General features: G+C 45.2%; 14 protein-coding genes and 1 pseudogene. 12 read left to right on the plus strand and 3 right to left on the minus strand.

Features of this window, described 5'->3' with window-relative positions:
• The first annotated feature begins 116 nt into the window (after positions 1 to 116).
• The 12 genes and pseudogenes from HF992_RS08130 (at position 117) to HF992_RS08185 (ending at position 15,639) form a co-directional block, all read left to right on the plus strand.
• The gene (locus HF992_RS08130; RefSeq protein WP_425505601.1) at positions 117 to 1,046 is read left to right on the plus strand and encodes a metal ABC transporter solute-binding protein, Zn/Mn family; all 930 of its coding nucleotides are present in this window, start codon (positions 117 to 119) and stop codon (positions 1,044 to 1,046) included.
• Positions 1,047 to 1,062: 16 nt separating this feature from the next.
• A complete protein-coding gene (locus tag HF992_RS08135; RefSeq protein ID WP_168549544.1) occupies positions 1,063 to 1,836 on the plus strand; it encodes a metal ABC transporter ATP-binding protein in 774 nt (257 codons plus the stop codon).
• A complete protein-coding gene (locus tag HF992_RS08140; RefSeq protein WP_168549545.1) occupies positions 1,820 to 2,677 on the plus strand; it encodes a metal ABC transporter permease in 858 nt (285 codons plus the stop codon). The genes HF992_RS08135 and HF992_RS08140 overlap by 17 nt, the downstream gene beginning before the upstream one ends.
• Complete coding sequence (locus tag HF992_RS08145; protein ID WP_168549546.1) at positions 2,670 to 3,515, plus strand: metal ABC transporter permease; 846 nt, start codon at positions 2,670 to 2,672, stop codon at positions 3,513 to 3,515. Before HF992_RS08140 ends, HF992_RS08145 begins: the two co-directional genes overlap by 8 nt.
• A gap of 92 nt (positions 3,516 to 3,607) precedes the next feature.
• A complete protein-coding gene (locus HF992_RS08150; protein WP_168549547.1) occupies positions 3,608 to 4,186 on the plus strand; it encodes an excalibur calcium-binding domain-containing protein in 579 nt (192 codons plus the stop codon).
• Between the two features lie 295 nt (positions 4,187 to 4,481).
• Positions 4,482 to 6,374 (plus strand): M13 family metallopeptidase, encoded by a 1,893-nt coding sequence (locus tag HF992_RS08155; protein ID WP_168549548.1) that lies wholly within the window; start codon positions 4,482 to 4,484, stop codon positions 6,372 to 6,374.
• Positions 6,375 to 6,687: 313 nt separating this feature from the next.
• Positions 6,688 to 7,938, plus strand: a complete 1,251-nt coding sequence (locus tag HF992_RS08160) for a DUF3114 domain-containing protein (RefSeq protein ID WP_246201271.1) — start codon at positions 6,688 to 6,690, stop codon at positions 7,936 to 7,938.
• Positions 7,939 to 8,119: 181 nt separating this feature from the next.
• Positions 8,120 to 9,112 (plus strand): Holliday junction branch migration DNA helicase RuvB, encoded by a 993-nt coding sequence (ruvB, locus tag HF992_RS08165; RefSeq protein WP_168549549.1) that lies wholly within the window; start codon positions 8,120 to 8,122, stop codon positions 9,110 to 9,112.
• A gap of 153 nt (positions 9,113 to 9,265) precedes the next feature.
• Positions 9,266 to 11,059 carry an oligoendopeptidase F gene (gene pepF / locus HF992_RS08170; protein WP_168549550.1) on the plus strand — a complete coding sequence of 598 codons (1,794 nt, stop codon included), beginning with the start codon at positions 9,266 to 9,268 and terminating at the stop codon, positions 11,057 to 11,059.
• Positions 11,060 to 11,120: 61 nt separating this feature from the next.
• Positions 11,121 to 11,462, plus strand: a complete 342-nt coding sequence (gene yajC / locus HF992_RS08175) for a preprotein translocase subunit YajC (protein ID WP_168549551.1) — start codon at positions 11,121 to 11,123, stop codon at positions 11,460 to 11,462.
• A 241-nt stretch (positions 11,463 to 11,703) separates the two neighbouring features.
• Positions 11,704 to 13,590: pseudogene (locus HF992_RS08180) on the plus strand (YfhO family protein); the annotation flags it as partial.
• Positions 13,591 to 13,845: 255 nt separating this feature from the next.
• Positions 13,846 to 15,639 (plus strand): LPXTG cell wall anchor domain-containing protein, encoded by a 1,794-nt coding sequence (locus tag HF992_RS08185; RefSeq protein WP_168549552.1) that lies wholly within the window; start codon positions 13,846 to 13,848, stop codon positions 15,637 to 15,639.
• Positions 15,640 to 15,769: 130 nt separating this feature from the next.
• Here HF992_RS08185 and HF992_RS08190 read toward each other — a convergent pair whose 3' ends face one another.
• From HF992_RS08190 to msrA, 3 genes are all read right to left on the minus strand, one after another.
• On the minus strand, positions 15,770 to 16,813 hold the full coding sequence (locus tag HF992_RS08190; protein ID WP_168549553.1) for an LLM class flavin-dependent oxidoreductase: 1,044 nt from the start codon (positions 16,811 to 16,813) through the stop codon (positions 15,770 to 15,772).
• Between the two features lie 478 nt (positions 16,814 to 17,291).
• A complete protein-coding gene (locus HF992_RS08195) occupies positions 17,292 to 17,705 on the minus strand; it encodes an Ohr family peroxiredoxin (protein ID WP_168549554.1) in 414 nt (137 codons plus the stop codon).
• A gap of 18 nt (positions 17,706 to 17,723) precedes the next feature.
• Positions 17,724 to 18,212, minus strand: a complete 489-nt coding sequence (gene msrA / locus HF992_RS08200; RefSeq protein WP_168549555.1) for a peptide-methionine (S)-S-oxide reductase MsrA — start codon at positions 18,210 to 18,212, stop codon at positions 17,724 to 17,726.
• Between the last annotated feature and the right edge of the window lie 34 nt (positions 18,213 to 18,246).

Raw genomic sequence — 18,246 nt, forward strand, 5'->3', positions numbered from 1 at the left:
TTAATTATAGCAAATTTTTTAAAAATACTTGACTAATAAGTTTTTTTAATTTATATTATTTATTGAGTTAACCAAGATTAACTTTAAAAATAATAACTATTAAGGAGATTGCTATGTTGAAGAAATTAGCAGGAATTGTAGCATTACTGGCTTTGTCAGTTACCTTGTTTGCATGTGGGAAAGCCAGTGAGTCTAAGGGGACTTCTGGAGATAAGCCTACCGTAACGGTGACGACATCATTTTTACAGGATATGGTCAAGCAGTTGGCGGGAGATAAGGTCAATGTTGAACTGATCATCCCGGCAGGTGAAGATCCCCATCTTTATACCGCCAAATCCAGCGATTTGGACAAACTCAAAAAAGCAGATTTGGTCCTCTACCACGGCTTACACTTTGAAGGGAAAATGGTTGAGGCCTTGGAACAAACAGGGGTGGCTGTCACCAAGAATTTTGCCAAGGAAGACTTGAATACTATGGATGAGGACGGCGAGGTGATTACGGACCCCCATTTTTGGTTTAACATCAAGCTTTACCAACAAGCTGTTCAAGTAGCTTCTGAGGAGTTGCAAAAACTTTTACCAGATGAAGCAGATACTATTAAGACGAACGAAACTGATTACTTAGCGCAATTGGATGAATTGGATGCTTGGAATAAGCAAGAGTTGTCTCAGGTTGCTAAGGAAAGCCGTTATCTGATCACGCCTCATGATGCCTTTAATTATTTTGCGTCTAGCTATGACTTTGAGATTGCCGCACCACAAGGGGTCAGCACAGATTCAGAAGTTGCTAATAGCGACATGATGAAGACAGTTGATTTGATTGTGAACCATAAGGTCAAGGCTATTTTTACAGAAAGTACTACCAATCCAGAGCGGATGGAAAAGCTAAAAGAAGCGGTTGAAGCCAAAGGTGGTAAAGTGGAGGTCGTAACGGGTGAAGGCAAAGAACTCTTCTCAGATTCGTTGGCCCCACTTGGAGAAGATGGTGACAACTTTATTGATATGTACAAGCATAATGTATCGTTGATGGTGAAGTATTTGAAATAAACGTAAAGGAGAGAAGATGGAGACAACGGCGCTCGCAGTAAAAGACTTAAGTGTGACTTATGGGGCGATTACTGCTCTGGACAATATTACATTAGAGATTCCTGTGGGTAGCCGTTGTGCCATTGTTGGTCCAAATGGTGCAGGGAAGTCGAGCCTTTTTAAGGCTGTTCTTGGGCTGGAAAATCGTCAAGGAAGTGTCTCTTTGCTAGGACAGGACCAACAGTTAGGCTCTTTGATAGAACAGTCAGTAGCCTACGTGCCACAAGCCAATGCCGTCAACTGGCAGTTTCCTGCGAGAGTCTATGACATTGTCATGATGGGACGCTTTGCAAAAATGAAGGGTTGGTTTAAAAAAACAACCCCTAAGGACAGGGAAGTGGTTGAAAAAAGTCTAGAGACGATGGCTTTATTGGACTTGCAAGAGCGTCAGATTGACCAACTTTCGGGTGGTCAGAGACAACGGGTTTTTATCGCTCGCGCCCTGGCTCAAGAGGCGGAGCTCTATTTAATGGACGAACCCTTGGCAGGTGTTGATGTTAAGACAGAGATGATCATCATGGATACTTTGAAGCAGTTCCAAAAACAAGGCAAAACGTCTATCGTCGTCCATCATGATTTGCATACGTTGGAAACTTATTTTGACTATCTGGTCTGGATCAATAAGTTTGTTGTGGCAGCTGGACCTATGGGCGATGTGCTGACCCGAGAAAACTACCAAATGGCTTATCATACGGATCAACTAACGCCTTGGTTAGGTAGTAAGGAGGGGACAGATGTTGGAACTTCTTAAAGATTATAGTTTTTTGACGGTTGCTTTCGGGAGCTTTGTGCTGGCTGTAGCCTCTAGCCTAGTAGGTACTTTAACCGTTTTGACCAAGCAGAGTCTCATTGGGGACATGCTTGGCCATGCTGCCTATCCTGGGATTGTCTTTGCTTTCATGGTTTTTCAGACCAAGGCTCCGTTGATCTTGATGTTTGGAGCTATGGTTTCAGGGTATGTCTCCTACTACCTCGTCTACTGGTTAGCTAAGCATCGTAGGCAAAGTTTGACCAATAGCTTGGCCTTGGTTTCCTCTTCCTTCTTTGGTTTAGGGATGGTCCTTAAGCAATTTGTTCAGGGCAATGCTTATTTTGCCAACAGTGCGCAGGCTGGTTTGCAGACCTACTTGTTTGGTCAGGCGGCCTTTATCAAAAGGATGGATGTTTATCTCATTTTGGGAGTTTCGTTGCTTTGTCTGCTGGTTTATGGCGTGTATTATCAGCGGCTATGCCTTTATCTCTTTGATCCTGTCTTTGCACAATTATCTGGGATCTCTTCGAAGCGTCTAGAGCATTTGACGCGATTGATGATGATTGCCTTGATAGCGGTTGGTCTTAAGGTGGTTGGTGCTGTGCTGATGAGCGCTTTTTTAATTGCTCCAGCCAGTATCGGCCTTCTTTGGGGGAGGACTTACCCGAGGGCTCTGTGGATTTCTGCTTCACTGGCGGGTGTTTCAGCCCTGGTGGGGAGTCTAGCAAGTTCTCTGATTCCTGGGTTGTCCACAGGGCCAAGCATTATTGTTAGTATGGCGCTCCTTGCCTTATTCAAGTGGCTCTTGGAGTTTTTGAAAGGGGGACGTGGGAATGCCTGAAGTACTTGTTATTTTAATAGGAGTTGCGCTTTCAACCAGTCTTTTAGGGAATCTTTTGGTATTGAAAAATCAAGCCATGCTGGCGGATGCTTTGTCGCATTCGGTCTTACTGGGGATTGTTCTTGGATTTTTCGTGAGTCAGAGTTTGGATTCGCCACTTTTGGTTCTTGGTGCAGCGGTTTTTGGCATCTTGACAGTTATACTGATTGAGGCTATTCAGTCTAAACGATTGGCACAGGACGCCGCAACTGGTTTGGTTTTTTCAACTTTTTTTGCTCTAGGGGTTCTTTTGATTACCTTGTTTGCGCGTAATGTCCATCTTGATTTGGATATGATTTTGATGGGAGAAGTGCTTTTTGCGCCTTTTTACAGAATGGAACTCTTTGGGATATCAGTCCCGATTGCCTTAGTCAAGACAATCCTAATGTTAGGGATCAACTTACTATTTGTTTTCTTTTTCTACAGTCGTTTGAAGATGCTGTTGTTCGACCCTAGTCAGGCACGCTTACAGGGGATTAAAGTCGTTTTTTTACAGGTAGTGACTCTGGTTTTGGTGTCATTGACAACCGTCGTCTCTTTTGATGCCGTCGGTTCAATTGCTGTTATTGCTTTCATGGTTGCTCCAGGAATGACTGCCTTGATTTGGGCTAAGCGGATGTCCCAGTTATTCCTGTTAAGTGGGGGAATTGCTACGCTGAATGCCAGTTTGGGCTACGTGATCGCTTTAACGGGAGATTTGACAGTAGCTGGAAGCTGCGCAGTTGTGAGTTTGCTTGTTTTTATGGGGTCTCTCATAATGGCAAATATTCTCGGTCTCGGTAGTAATAAAAGAAGCTAGATAGTTAGGGTGTTCGATAATAGGAAAGGGCTTTCTATTTCTTTTGAAAAATAGTATAATAAGTTATATTATATTAAATCAAGGAGACTGAAATGAAGCGACCTGGATTATTTAAAGATAAGAAAAATGTAGCTATTCTTATTTTATCTTTGACAACTCTTGGCGGACTAGGGGATGGTGGCTTAAAAGGCGAATTAGATGCGGCAAAGGCTGATATTGAACAACTCACTCTTGTAAAAGACAGCTTGGCAGCTGAACTAGAGCATGTTGAAAAGGAAAGAGAAAGTTTAACATCTCAGGTAAGACAAGCACGGGCTGACTTGACAGCTTTTAAAGAGGAAAATGAGGCCTTTATTCAGTTAGGAAAGCTTGCCAAAGAAAAGGAGGAGGCAGAAGCAAAAGCCAGAGAAGAAGCTGAAGCCAAAATGAAAGCAGAGGCAGCTCAAGCTGAAGCAGTGAGGATAGAAGCAGAGAAACAGGCTGCTAATCAGCAAGCCTCTGCGCCTACGGGACAGTTTGGCTTTGCTTCTACACCTGCAGCGCCAGTAGAGGGTGTCTACTATAAGAATTGCAGCATGGCTAGGGCCGCAGGTGTCACTCCCTTATATTCGGGAGATCCTGGCTACGGAAGACATCTTGATCGAGACGGAGACGGAGTAGCTTGCGAATAATGGTGCGGTTTGGAACGTATCCTTTAACTAAAGAAGCTCCTGAAGAGCTAAAGGTTGCCATGTAATTGCCAGGATTCTGGTTTATGTTTATGGTCTTTATCTAAGAAGCACCTATAAAATAGCTCATTTTGGTTGAACGTTAGGGCAAGGTTTTCTGGTTAAGATCCGTTGCGAATGAAAAAGCATAGCGAAGGGGTGCAAGCTAGTGTCAGCGTTAGCACCTTCTTTTTACAAGCTTTTTCATCAGGCTTTTGTTAAAATAGAACTAATACGATTGATAGAAATGAGGAATTATATGGTACGTTTACAGGATGATTTTTACGCAGCGGTCAATGGCGACTGGGAGCAGACGGCTGTTATCCCAGATGACAAGCCAACGACTGGCGGTTTCATGGATCTTCACGACGAGATTGAAGCTTTGATGCTTGAGACGACAGACAAATGGTTGGCTGGTCAGGACTTGCCAGAAGATGCTATTTTGCAGAACTTTGTCAAGTTCCATCGGCAGGTGGCGGACTTTGACCAGCGAGAAGCTGACGGCGTAACACCGGTTCTTCCTTTGATTGAAGAGTACAAGAGTTTATCTTTTACCGATTTTACAAGTCGTTTGGCTGAGTATGAGTTGGCTGGAAAACCCAATGCTCTTCCTTTTGGGATTTCTCCTGATTTTATGGATGCCCAGACCAATGTCCTTTGGGCCTATGCGCCATCAACAATCTTACCTGATACCAGTTATTATGCTGAGGACCATCCTCAAAAAGAAGAACTATTGGCCAAATGGCGAGAAAGCCAAGAAGCGCTGTTGCCCCTATTTGGTTTTTCAGCGGAGGAGATGGCAGAGCTGTTGGATAAAATGCTAGTGCTTGACGCCAAGCTTGCCCAGTATGTTCTTTCTAGCGAAGAAAGTTCAGAGTACGTCAAACTCTATCATCCATACGCTTGGGCAGATTTCAAGGCACTGGTACCAGAGTTGCCACTAGAGGCTTTCTTTACCACGGTATTGGGACAGGTGCCTGATGTGATCATTGTGCCAGAAGAACGCTTCTGGACAGAGTTTGCGGCAGAATTTTTCTCGGAAAAGAACTGGGAATACTTAAAAGCTGCCTTGGTTTATGGAGCAGCTACAGCTTATACTTCTTATCTGACAGATGAGATTCGGGTGCTTTCGGGCGCATACAGCCGTGCGCTTTCTGGTACGCCACAGGCCATGGATAAGAAAAAGGCAGCGGCCTATTTAGCTCAGGGGCCTTACAGTCAGGCTTTAGGGCTCTGGTACGCTAAAGAGCGCTTTTCACCGGAGGCCAAGGCTGATGTGGAAGAAAAAGTGGCGACCATGATTGCGGTTTATAAGGAGCGTTTGGCTAAAAATGACTGGCTCAACCCAACAACTAGGGATAAGGCTATTGTTAAGCTTGATGCCATCGTGCCTCATATTGGCTACCCAGAAAAATTGCCAGAAACTTATGCCAAGAAAGTGATTGATGACAACAAGTCTCTGATTGAGAATGCCAATGCTTTGGCTAAACTATCCATCGCGCATTCTTGGAGCAAGTGGAACAAGCCTGTGGATAAATCAGAATGGCACATGCCAGCCCATATGGTTAATGCCTATTATGATCCCCAGCAGAATCAGATTGTTTTTCCAGCAGCTATCTTACAGGCGCCATTTTATAGCTTGGAACAGTCATCGTCGGCTAACTATGGTGGGATAGGGGCTGTGATTGCTCATGAAATCTCTCATGCTTTTGACACGAACGGTGCCAGCTTTGACGAGCATGGTAGTCTCAACAACTGGTGGCTGGAAGAAGACTATGAGGCCTTCAAGGAGCGGACAGACAAGGTAGTGTCTCAGTTTGATGGCATTGATTTTGCTGGTGGCAAGGTCAATGGTAAATTGACAGTCTCTGAAAATGTTGCTGACTTAGGTGGCTTGGCTTGTGCTTTGGAGGCCGCCAAGAAGGAAGCCGATTTTTCAGCAAAAGAGTACTTTACGAATTTTGCACGCATCTGGCGAATGAAGGCACGGGAAGAATACCTCAAACTTCTTATCTCTGTGGATGTCCATGCACCAGGCAAGCTCCGTACCAATGTACAGCTGCCAAACTTTGATGACTTTATCGAGACCTTCGGTGTAACAGAGGGAGATGCCATGTGGCGTGATCAGGCAGATCGTCTGGAGATTTGGTAAGCTAGGAGCGTTGATTCTTAGTACAGATACCCAACTATCGTTAGGCTTTTATCCGTTGATGCCATCAAGAGTTTGGTTCTAGTTGTCGTTTCACGACCCTTTTGTTCCAATGCGTCTGCTGAACCGTTTCAGGTCGGAGTCTTAAACATAAGAAGGCAAAGATGGCCTTGTTTACTGGTCAGAGTTCTGTCCTGCCTTCAAGGCTGATAAAAAGACCTGTTCTCAGAAGGAGAGGGCAGGCTTTTTTCTGATGTGTAATCTAGCGGAGGCTATCTAGGTCAGGTTTTTTAGAGAGTTATGGTATACTAAGCCTATGAATGCTTATGGGTTAGTATTGCTTAGCCTGCTCGTTTTTGTGGTGGTGGTAGGTCTAATCATTAAAACAATGAGACGTCGCTTTGGGCGAGGCCTCTTGGTCTTGCCATTGGATGGGTATTGGCAGGCGACCTATCAAGGAGAGTTGACGATTTTTGAGAAGGCTTTTTGGCGCAATCAGCTTCTGGGACATGTCAGGGAGTTGCAAGCTATTGGTTGGAGTAACGGAGCGATTGCAGTAGTTTACCTTGCGAGGCTTAATGTTCCAGAAGATGGGGAGACACATGAGGCTTATTTAGAAAAACGCTTATTGTCTGCTAAATCTTTTGGTGGGGAACACTTTCAGGACATGTGGCGCTTCAGCAACCCTTACCAAGCTCCGAAAGAAGCTCAATCCTTGTTGCAAATTGCTTTGAGTACTTTAGATATGCCAGAGGAATTATCTGGAGATCCTGAGGAGACGAAGCAATTGCTGACTCGGTTTTCTCCTGATTTAGAACCGGCGAGCCCTTTTTGGCAGGTGGTTGCCAGAACGGTCCAAGTTGCTTTTCCGGGTGAGAACATGGTGGAAAAGGGAAGGTTAGCCCATCAGGTGCACCAGCTGCGCTATCTCATCTCTAGTCAACAGGCCCAGTGGATTAGAGAGCATTATAGGACATTTTTCCAGACAGACTTGGGAGCGTTGAGCGCTTATATTCGAGATTTGGCTGAGCGAAATGGGCGATTAGAGCAGCTAGGGGTGAATAATTATAAGGCCTATTTTGATTTTGAACTGACAGAATCTGCCCGACTCCATCAAAAAATAGCTATCAAAAAGACGAGAAATGGGCAGGTCAAGCCTGTTCAGACAGATAGCTCGCCAGTTAATTTGAAAATTTTACTGCGCTTTCACACGGAATTTATCTTGGATGAAGCAGGTCACTTTCTGAACGAACTGGATGCGGAACAAATGAGCGAGGCAGGAGTTGTCAATGGGGCTAGCTTTAATTACGCTAACCGTAATAATAAACGCCATAAGCAACTGGATATTTTACCAGTCAAGGTTCATGATCCGGTTTTTCGAAAGAATCAGTTGCGGGCCTTTAAAGCGCCTAATCTTTCCCGAAAATCTCAGGACAAGCAGTGGTACCTTTCCTACTTTAATCCTGAAGGTCTCTTTTCGCATCAAGGAAAATCAGCCTTCCGGCGTGTCCAGCAACGGCAAAAGGAGTTTGAGAGAATGTTACGCAAACCACCATCTGAAACTTGAAAAATTGAGGCGATTTAAAAAAGGAAGTATCCTTTTATAGATGCAAGGATATTATTGTCTATTTTTTGGCCGATTCGTTGAAGAAAAATAGAAACAAATGCTCTGTGCAATGATCAAACGAAGAGAGCTTAAGGATAATTTTCGCCTGTCGCTTTTACTCGAAATCTGCTATAATAAAACCATGACAAGAATTTTAGACAGTGATTTGATGGGGGATGAAGCGGTCGTTGAACGGACCCTTCGGCCTCAATATTTAAGAGAATATATCGGTCAGGATAAGGTCAAGGATCAGCTGAAAGTGTTTATCGAGGCAGCTAAAGGCCGCGATGAAGCTCTGGACCATACCCTTCTATTTGGCCCGCCTGGTTTGGGAAAGACGACCATGGCTTTTGTTATTGCTAATGAACTCGGTGTGAACCTTAAGCAGACATCGGGACCTGTCATTGAGAAGGCGGGTGACTTGGTCGCTATTTTAAATGACCTTGAGCCAGGGGATGTGCTGTTTATTGATGAGATCCATCGGCTGCCAATGACAGTTGAAGAGGTTCTTTACAGTGCCATGGAAGACTTTTATGTGGATATTATGATTGGAAGTGGCGAGACCAGCCGCAGTGTTCATCTGGAGTTGCCTCCTTTTACCTTGATTGGAGCGACGACTCGGGCGGGGATGTTATCCAACCCTTTGCGGGCTCGTTTTGGCATTACAGGTCATATGGAATATTATGCTCAGGCAGATCTGACAGAAATTGTGGAGCGGACGGCGGATATTTTTGAAATGACCATCACTCATGAAGCAGCTAACCAGTTGGCTAAGCGGAGTCGTGGGACTCCAAGGATTGCTAATCGTCTTCTAAAACGGGTAAGGGATTTTGCCCAGATTATGGGAGATGGTCAGATTGATGAAGCTATTACAGACAAGGCTTTAACGATGCTAGATGTGGACAGCGAGGGTCTTGACTATGTTGATCAGAAGATTCTGCGAACCATGATTGAGATGTATAAGGGGGGACCAGTCGGTCTTGGGACACTTGCGGTCAATATCGCTGAAGAGCAAGAGACAGTGGAGGATATGTATGAGCCTTATCTGATTCAGCAAGGGTTTATCATGAGGACTAGGACAGGACGTGTGGCAACAGCAAAGGCTTACGAGCATCTGGGTTATCCTCAAGAATAACCGATCGTTTAAGAGTATTCGAACGGGCTTTGCTAGTCAAATGGCAGACTGTTTTAGCAGACACGCTTGTTGAGAAAATCAAAGACTGGTGGGGGATACCTTTCACAGATAGACAAGAGGTTTTTCAAAGATTACTAACGAAAAGGAGACAATATGACAAAGGCTTTACCTAAACGTCAAGCGGTACCCGTCGAAGAGACTTGGGATACGAGTTTGATTTATGAGACCTTAGAAGACTATAAAGAGGCACTTGCTAATTTTGACGGGGCGACATTGGCTTTCGAGGAGACCTACAAAGACCAATTACACCGATTGGACCGAGCATTGGACGCTCTGCCTGTTTATGAAGCATTAATGAGGGAGTCATCCGCTCTATCGTATTATGCTTTTCTCAATTTAGATGTCGATAAGCTTAATGAAGCAAGAGCACAAGAGGCGAATCTTTTTTCCCAGATCTATGAGAAGGCTTATCCACGTCTGGCTTTCTTGGAAACGGAGCTCATGGCACTGGAAGATTCTTACCTTGATGAGTTGGGGCAACGCCGCTCGGTTTATCGCCCCTTCTTGGAGGAATTGAAGCGTCAGAAAAAGCACCAGCTATCAACAGAACAAGAAGAATTACTGAGTCAGTTGCGTCCAGTTTTTGGGCATCCTAGTACGATTTATAGTGCGGCTAAGTTTGAAGATATGGTATTTGATGATTTTGAGGTTGATGGCAAGGTCTACGCTAATTCTTATGTCTTATTTGAAAATGATTATGAATTTAGCCATGACACCGGTATTCGTCGTGCAGCAGCAGACTCCTTTTACAATACCCTACGCCGTTACAAGAATGTCACTGCCCAAGCTTATCTGTCAAAAATCAAAAATGAGCAGATAGAGGCCCGCTTGAGAGGTTTTAATTCGACCATCGACTATCTCTTATATCAACAGAATGTTTCAAGAGACCTGATGGACCGCCAGATAGATGTGATCATGTCGGATTTAGCTCCTCATATGCGCCGTTTTGTCAAGTTAGTGGCTGACCAGCATGGTTTGGACAAGATTACCAGTGCAGATTTGAAATTAGGCTTGGATTCTACTTACAATGTGCGGATTACACCAGAAGAGTCCCGCCAGTTGCTCAAGGATTCGCTAGCTGTTTTAGGAGAAGAGTATGGCCGAATGATTGACCGAGCCTTTGATGAGCGTTGGATTGATTTTGCGCAAAACGAAGGAAAATCTACAGGGGGTTACTGTGCGACCTTATATCAAGGGCCTTCTTATATCTTGTTGTCTTGGACAGGTTTGATGAATGAAGTGCTAGTGCTTGCCCATGAATTGGGCCATGCTGGGCATTTCCAACTGGCCAGCAAGCAGTCAATTTTGAACTATGATCCGTCTCTTTACTTTATTGAGGCCCCTTCAACCGCTAATGAAGTTCTGACGTGCAACCAAATGCTGAAAAACAATCCAGATCCCGCTTTTCAAGCTTACTTAATCAGTGAGTTGATTAGTCGGACTTATTTCCATAACATGGTGACACATCTTTTAGAAGCTGCTTTTCAGCGGGAAGTCTATACTCGCCTGGATAACAATGAATTCCTAAACGGTGATAAACTTTGCCAGATTAAGCGTCAGGTCATCCAAGAGTTCTGGGGGGATGATTTTGAGATTACAGAAGATGCGGGTTTGATTTGGATGCGTCAGCCACATTACTACAGTGGTTTGTACCCGTATACTTATTCGGCTGGTCTGACTATCGGTACAGTCATGGCGCAGCAATTAGAAAAAGCACCCGAAACAACCGTTGCTAAATGGTTGGAAACCTTGGAGTTGGGCGCGAGCTTATCGGCTCAGGACCTTGCCCTTCATGCAGGTGTGGATGTGACAACCGATGGGCCTTTAAGAGAGACCATCGCCTATATTGGTGGCTTGGTAGACCGCCTAGAAGAACTTCTAGCCTGAGTTTTGAAAAAATAACAAACTATGGTATACTAGCAGAAGAAAAAATGATGGAGGTAACGACATGAACGGAAGTTCGTTTTTAATCATGGGGATTGTCATGATCGGGATGATGTTTTTGACCATGCGCAGCCAGAAAAAGCAGCAACAAGCTCGCCTGGATATGATTAACAGCATGAAACCAGGAGATAAGGTGGTGACTATCGGTGGCCTTTATGGGGTGGTGGACAGTATTGACACTGAGGTTAATACAGTGACACTTGACATTGATGGAATTTACTTGACCTTTGAGCGTGCAGCGATTCGAACAGTAGTGGCTGCTGGAACGCCAGTAGTTACACCAGAAGACCTGTCGCCAGCGGATCCAGTTGAGCCGGTCGTATCTGAGTCAATGATTGAAGAATAGAACATTAAATAGAGAAAAACACAGTGCCTATCAGAGGTGCTGTGTTTTTGTAGTTTTAGTCACTTAGGTTAAAAATAATATGTTAAAAAAGAATGAGTAGGTCCTGATGACCGTCATACTTAGGTGCTATCCGAGCCTTCCCAATCTCTATGTTGGAGCTCTAGCTTTGATTGGGTTTCTGCTCTATTTTTCTCACAGCAAGTCTCATCCCTATCGCCAGTAGGCAGCAAGTGCGGTTACTGGTTTCTTCTTTTTATCTTTTGTTCATGAAGCGACAAGTAAAATCTGGCATATGGGCCAAAACCCAGCTGGATGCTTTCATCGTTTTTCATGGCTTGTTTCCTTCTTTATGGTACTTTTAGCCTTTCAAACCTTGCAATCGTATATTCGCTTAACACATGCTAATCTCGCTAAAGCCATTGCTTTAGCTCTAGTCGTTGTTACTTATGTCCTCTATCATCCGTACAGTTACCTGCAAGCGGCACAACCAGGAAAGCTAACCACTTTTCTGATTGAACAGAAAAGTATCGTTCTGATTCTTGTTCTCCTTGCTCTTGTTGGTCTGATTATTGGCTATGGGCGTCGTATACGCGAACAAGAGGGGTCAAAGTTGACAGCTTGGGTAAAATTATTGCCTGTTCTAATCCTTGTTAATATCGCTTTACTGTTCTTATACAAGGGGTACTTGCTCGGTCAAATTATGCTGACCCTACTAACCTGGTTACTCGCTTTATTCTTCTATCGAGGATTTGCCAAAACTTTCGGAAAGGTTCTTGTGATTGTGGTGACCTTGCTAGAACTAGGTTACAATGCGTATCTATCGCAGAAGACACTCTATTACATAGATGCTTATAAGTTTGGAGATTTAGCAACCAAATTGCATTCCCTTGGCGATAAGATTGAGGAATTAAACGATAAGGGAGAGAATGTTCCATTTTACCGTGTTGGGACAGATTTTTCCTATTCAAAGGTTGATCCGCTAATAGGCTCATATCGAGGGCTAAGCAATTTCAGCTCTAGTCTTGAAAAATCAACCTTGGATTTGTTTGCATCTCTTGGAGATATGGGTGGTAATGCTTCAACATTCTACGCCAATGGAACTGTTTTAACCGATGCGCTATTTGGTGTGCGTTATTATGTCACAAGAAACGACTACACGGCTGAGGAATTTAATAATAACCCTAAAACTTATTATTTCACCAAGACAGCAATGCGCAAAGATATTCCGAGCTATTACGAGAAAGTTTACGAAGATAAAACCTTTACCGTTTATGAAAATAAAGCTGTTCTACCCCTCGCTTTTGCGACAAATACTACCACCAGAAACATTCAATTTGGGCTTAATAATCCTGTTTCAAATCAAAATATCATATTGGATTCTATGGTTGGTGACAAACAGAAAATTTTTGAAAAGCTCGGGGCTAATGAGAAAGAGTTAGATAATCTTGAGGAAGTGACAGATGAAAGTGGAAAAACGTTGCTCCGTAGGCTTAATCAGACCAAACCAGGTGTTTTGCGCCTCAAATTTGTACCACAAACAGACTATACTTATTATTTCCAAGCGCCAGTATCATTGAGGGCAACCAAGGATGCCCTTACGATCAGGCTAAATGGGCAAGTTTACAACTATACGAATATGTTTGACCAGGTGCAACTCTGGAACATCGCCCATCAGGAATTCGGAAAAGAAATCGTGCTGGAGTTTGAACTAGCCACACAGAATGAGCTGGACTTTACCAACTATGCTTTGGTGCGTGCTAATGATCAGGCAATGGCAGAAATCGTTCAACAAAGACTAGCTCAAGGAATGGTCGCCGACTCTGTCAATGATACTCGAATCACAGGAAAGGTCAATGTCACTGATGGTAGTGATGTGATGATGACAAGTATTCCTTATGGTCCGGGCTGGACGGTAAAAGTGGACGGTCAAGCTATTGAGACGTATGCAGCTTGGGGGAGCCTCCTATCATTTCCAATTACGGCTGGTGAACATACCATTGAGATGACCTATAGGACACCAGGACTTGTGCTAGGGTTGCTTCTTTCGGTGATTTCAATCGGAAGTCTCATCTATTTGTATTGCGCAAGAAAAAATAAGGGTCTCTTAATGGTAGAGCGCGTTTTCTAGATATGCTTAGGATACAGGCATCAGGGTGGTCGCGCGAAAAACTAGTGTGGTCACCTACTCGGATTGGTGTTCGGTGATACTATCATTTCTTGTCAATCAAAAGAGTATGGTGCCAAGAGATAGGGAAATACTGAAAAATGGAGATTCGTTTTATTTGCTAATGCATTGATTTTGGGGTATAATATGAATCGTGTCCGAGTTTGGAGCTTTCTCAAACTTGGATATAAGTTATCAAATCATATAAAAGGATTTCTTATGCAAAAGAAGAATACGAAAAAAGAAAGGGGCTGGGATCGTTCTCTCCGAAAGTTTGGGGTAGAGGCGACAATTATCGCTGTTACGACGACCACGATTGCTGGGATAGTGGGTCTGTTGACCTTCGTTGTTCCTAGTCAACACGTATCAGCCGAGTTGATCCCACCCTCAACGGAAAACACAGGGGGGTTGCCAACGGTCACTGCCGGATACCCCACAGTCACGGCTTCGGAAGTAACCATGCCCGAAACGACGTCCGAGTCGACCACGACCACTGAGCCGACGACGACAACCGAGCCGCCGCCGACCACTGAGTCAACAACGACAACCGAGCCGCCGACAACAACTGAGTTGACGACCACTGAGTCAACAACGACGCCTGAGCCGCCGACCACTGAGTCAACAACGACGCCTGAGCCGCCGACCACTGAGTCAACAACGACGCCTGAGTCGACGACAACAACCGAGTCGACCACGACGCCTGAGTCGACGACAACAACCGAGTCGACCACGACGCCAGAGTCGACCACGACACCTGAGTTGACCACGACGCCTGAGTCGACGACAACAACGCCCGAGTCGACCACAACGACGCCTGAGTCAACAACGACGCCCGAGCCTCCGACAACAACTGAGCCGACGACGACCACTGAGTCGACAACGACAACAACTGAGTCAACAACGACGCCCGAGCCGCCGACAACACCTGAGTCGACGACAACAACTGAGTCGACCACGACACCTGAGTCAACCACGACAACCGAGTTGACCACAACGCCCAAGTTGACAACGACGACGCCCGAGCCGATGACGCTCGAGTCGACGACGACACCTGAGTCAACAACGACGCCCGAGCCGCCGACAACACCTGAGTCAACCACGACGCCCGAGCCGCCGACAACACCTGAGTCAACCACGACAACCGAGCCGCCGACAACACCTGAGTCGACGACGACACCTGAGTTGACCACGACGCCCGAGCCGCCGACACCTGAGTCAACCACGACGCCTGAGCCGACGACAACAACTGAGTCGACGACGACGCCTGAGCCGCCGCCGACAACACCTGAGTCGACGACGACACCTGAGTCGACCACGACACCTGAGTTGACCACGACGCCTGAGTTGACCACGACGCCAGAGTCGACGACGACGCCTGAGCCGACAACAACGCCTGAGTTGACAACGACGCCAGAGTCGACGACGACAACTGAATCGACCACAACGACCGAGTTGACAACGACGCCTGAGCCGCCGCCGACAACCGAGTCGACAACAACAACTGAGTCGACCACGACACCTGAGTTGACAACGACGCCCGAGCCGATAACAACAACTGAGTCGCCGACACCTGAGTTGACAACGACGCCCGAGCCGATGACGACACCTGAGTTGACAACGACGACACCTGAGTCGACGACGACACCTGAGTTGACAACGACGCCCGAGCCGACTACAACAACTGAGTCAACAACTGCAGCCGAGCCGACAACAACAACTGAGTCAACCACGACGCCTGAGCCGAGGACAACGACTGAGTCGACCACAACGCTCGAGTCAACCAAGACTACTGCAGATCCGACTCCAGCGCCACGTCCAACGGCATCAAGCTCAGAATCGATAACAACGGTATCTGGTTCAGCAGTATCAATTAGTACTAATTTGCCATCTTCTTCAAAACGCAATCACTTGCCTCGAACTGGAGAAGACATGAGTAAAACAATCTTAACCATCGGTTTTATCTTACTAGCTTTAACGTTTGTCGGATTCAAGATGACATGGAAGAAGCGGTAGGATCAGAGTAAAAAGATCTAGCAGGGATTTAATTGAACCGTCTAGACTAGATAGAAAAAGCACCCCGTCATCTTGCTTTCGCAGGACAGGGTGCTTTTCGTTATTGTTTTGATGCTGATTCCATGAACGGTTACCGATCTTTAGTAACTAATTCTGACAAAAGTTGATAAGAATAGGCTTGTGCTTTTTGGTCAAAAATATAGGAGTTAGCCATCAATTCATCAAAGTGCACCTCTTTTTTCAAGGAATGTAATTGCTGCGCAACGGTTGCCTTATTGCCAATCAATGACACGGCAGTCATTTGGCGCACGACTTGCTGGATACGATCAAGATTGGGTTGGGCACTGAAACCAACAGGCCCAAAATGAGGCACTTCTGAAGATGGTAAGATAGCTGACCAGATCTCTTCATCAGAATTCTTCGGTGCTTGCAGTGGTTCTGCACGATTGGTCACAATCCCTGCGAAGCTCATTGTCTGACTGGTTGCTAATCGATTGGCCTCATTATCTGTATCTGCCATAATGACATTGGCACAGAGGATGACATAAGGGGCAGAAAGCTTGTCTGAAGGTTGAAATTCCCTTCGGTAGATAGAAACAGCTTCTGTCAACATTCTTGGTGCAAAATGTGCCGCAAAAACATAGGGTAAGCCTAGTTTTGCCGCTAAATGGGCACTGTCTGTGCTGGAGCCCAAGATGTACATTGGAACATCCAGACCAGCAGCAGGGTAGGCCTGGACGGCTTGAGTACCCTTAAAATAACCTTGTAGTTCTAGGATATCTTCTTCAAAGTGAGGGTAGAGATTATTGGTTCGACGAATGGCTCGCGCTGTTTGCTGATCTGTCCCTGGCGCCCGTCCTAGCCCTAAATCAATACGGTTTGGGTAAAGGGTTTCAAGTGTTCCATATTGCTCCGAAATGAGGTATGGGGAATGATTCGGTAACATCACCCCACCTGACCCGACACGAATAGAAGATGTCTGAGCAAGAGTGTGCTGGATCAAAAGTTGAGTTGCGCTACTAGCGATAGTCTTACTATTATGGTGTTCTGCAATCCAATAGCGCTCATAGCCCAAGCGCTCTGTTTCTTGAGCCAAGATGACGACATCATCCATGGCAGACTTGAAATCCTGCCCCTCGCGTAGCGGGGCTAAGTTTAAGACAGATAATTTCATTGATTTCCTCATTTCAGTAGTCACTGCTACGATATTCATTGATCAGCGTTTGTAACAAGCTATAGCACCAGGTAATGAAAGGGTGTCATGAAAATAGACATGATTATCCGCTGTGTGCATCTTTTTAGAAAAGATCACCTATCACAGTTCACTGAGACAGGTGATTGGCTCTATTTTGGGGGAATATGCTAGTTTAAGCTCGTGCGACATGCTGTAAAGCATATAGAGGCTACTAGACATTGGTTACATAAGTAACGAGGTATAGCCGCAATTGTTTTTTTATTGAAAAACAGTAACGATAACCTTGTCGCTAATAACAATTACGCAACTGTTCTTTCTTCAATTGGCAGCACCTGCCAGACCAATGAGTCATCAATTCCCCCATAGTCAGGCCCATAATCAATCACCTAGTAGTGTTTCAATGCTTAAAAGTTCTAGAATGAGATTAATTGTGGCCTATACAATGGATGATTCCAAACTATACTGCTTTAACGCTCACTTCAATGTTGCCAGCTACAGCGCGAGAGTAAGGACAGACAGTGTGGGCTTCTTCGAGCAGGGTTTGTGCCTCTTCGAGCGCCAATCCTTCAATGTGTCCTTCAATCTCAACACCCAATACCACATCAGGAACAGGTCCCGTACTCAAGTTATACATCGAAACTGTAGCGGATACTGTACTCGAGTTAGTCAGCTTCTTGCTGGAAAGGACATAGCTGAGCGCGCTGTTAAAGCAACTACTAAAGCCTGCTGCAAATAGCTGTTCTGGATTGGTTGCGCCAGGAACCTTTTGGCCTGGTTGTACGACTTGAAATTGAATCGAGTGATCTGGTGCGTGGACTTCACCAGTGCGTCCGCCTGTGTTAATCATCTTTGTTGCATAAATTTTTTTCATAGTATCTCCTACTTTCGTTTACGTTAAGGGAACCTTGGCTAGGTTCAGGTCAATGTGGCAGTAGCCATTTGGATTTTTTGCAAGGTAGTCCTGATGGTAGTCTTCTGCATCAATAAAATGGGTTAAAGGTTCCAGAATTACTGCGGGTTCTTTCCCATAGGAGTGGCTAATGCTATCCAGATAGCCTTGTGCTAGAGTAGCATCTGCTTCATCTCTATAGAAGATACCTGTCCGGTATTGTCGCCCTCGGTCATTTCCTTGCTGGTTGACCGAAAAAGGATCAATTATCCGAAAGTAATGCTGCAAAATCGTGTCTAGGCTGATTACTTTTGGATCATAAGTCAACTCAATGGTCTCTGCGTGATCAGTTGCCCCAATCAGCTCATAACTCGTGACTTCTGTTCTACCGTTGGCATAACCAACGGTGGTGTCTATAATTCCTTCCAGTTGAGCAAAATAACCTTCTACCCCCCAGAAACACCCACCTGCTAAGTAAATGGTTTTCATAGGTACCCCGCCTCCTCTTTTTCGTTTTTTTGTT

This window comes from Streptococcus ovuberis (genome assembly GCF_012396585.1).
GTDB lineage: Bacteria > Bacillota > Bacilli > Lactobacillales > Streptococcaceae > Streptococcus > Streptococcus ovuberis.

Bases quoted from the DNA above. Each gene is read 5' to 3' on its own strand.
- HF992_RS08195 (WP_168549554.1), bottom strand. From the start codon at position 17,705: ATGAAAAAAATTTATGCAACAAAGATGATTAACACAGGCGGACGCACT.
- HF992_RS08185 (WP_168549552.1), top strand. From the start codon at position 13,846: ATGCAAAAGAAGAATACGAAAAAAGAAAGGGGCTGGGATCGTTCTCTC.
- HF992_RS08160 (WP_246201271.1), top strand. From the start codon at position 6,688: ATGAATGCTTATGGGTTAGTATTGCTTAGCCTGCTCGTTTTTGTGGTG.
- HF992_RS08145 (WP_168549546.1), top strand. From the start codon at position 2,670: ATGCCTGAAGTACTTGTTATTTTAATAGGAGTTGCGCTTTCAACCAGT.
- ruvB (WP_168549549.1), top strand. From the start codon at position 8,120: ATGACAAGAATTTTAGACAGTGATTTGATGGGGGATGAAGCGGTCGTT.
- yajC (WP_168549551.1), top strand. From the start codon at position 11,121: ATGAACGGAAGTTCGTTTTTAATCATGGGGATTGTCATGATCGGGATG.
- HF992_RS08140 (WP_168549545.1), top strand. From the start codon at position 1,820: ATGTTGGAACTTCTTAAAGATTATAGTTTTTTGACGGTTGCTTTCGGG.
- msrA (WP_168549555.1), bottom strand. From the start codon at position 18,212: ATGAAAACCATTTACTTAGCAGGTGGGTGTTTCTGGGGGGTAGAAGGT.
- HF992_RS08135 (WP_168549544.1), top strand. From the start codon at position 1,063: ATGGAGACAACGGCGCTCGCAGTAAAAGACTTAAGTGTGACTTATGGG.
- HF992_RS08190 (WP_168549553.1), bottom strand. From the start codon at position 16,813: ATGAAATTATCTGTCTTAAACTTAGCCCCGCTACGCGAGGGGCAGGAT.
- HF992_RS08150 (WP_168549547.1), top strand. From the start codon at position 3,608: ATGAAGCGACCTGGATTATTTAAAGATAAGAAAAATGTAGCTATTCTT.
- HF992_RS08155 (WP_168549548.1), top strand. From the start codon at position 4,482: ATGGTACGTTTACAGGATGATTTTTACGCAGCGGTCAATGGCGACTGG.
- pepF (WP_168549550.1), top strand. From the start codon at position 9,266: ATGACAAAGGCTTTACCTAAACGTCAAGCGGTACCCGTCGAAGAGACT.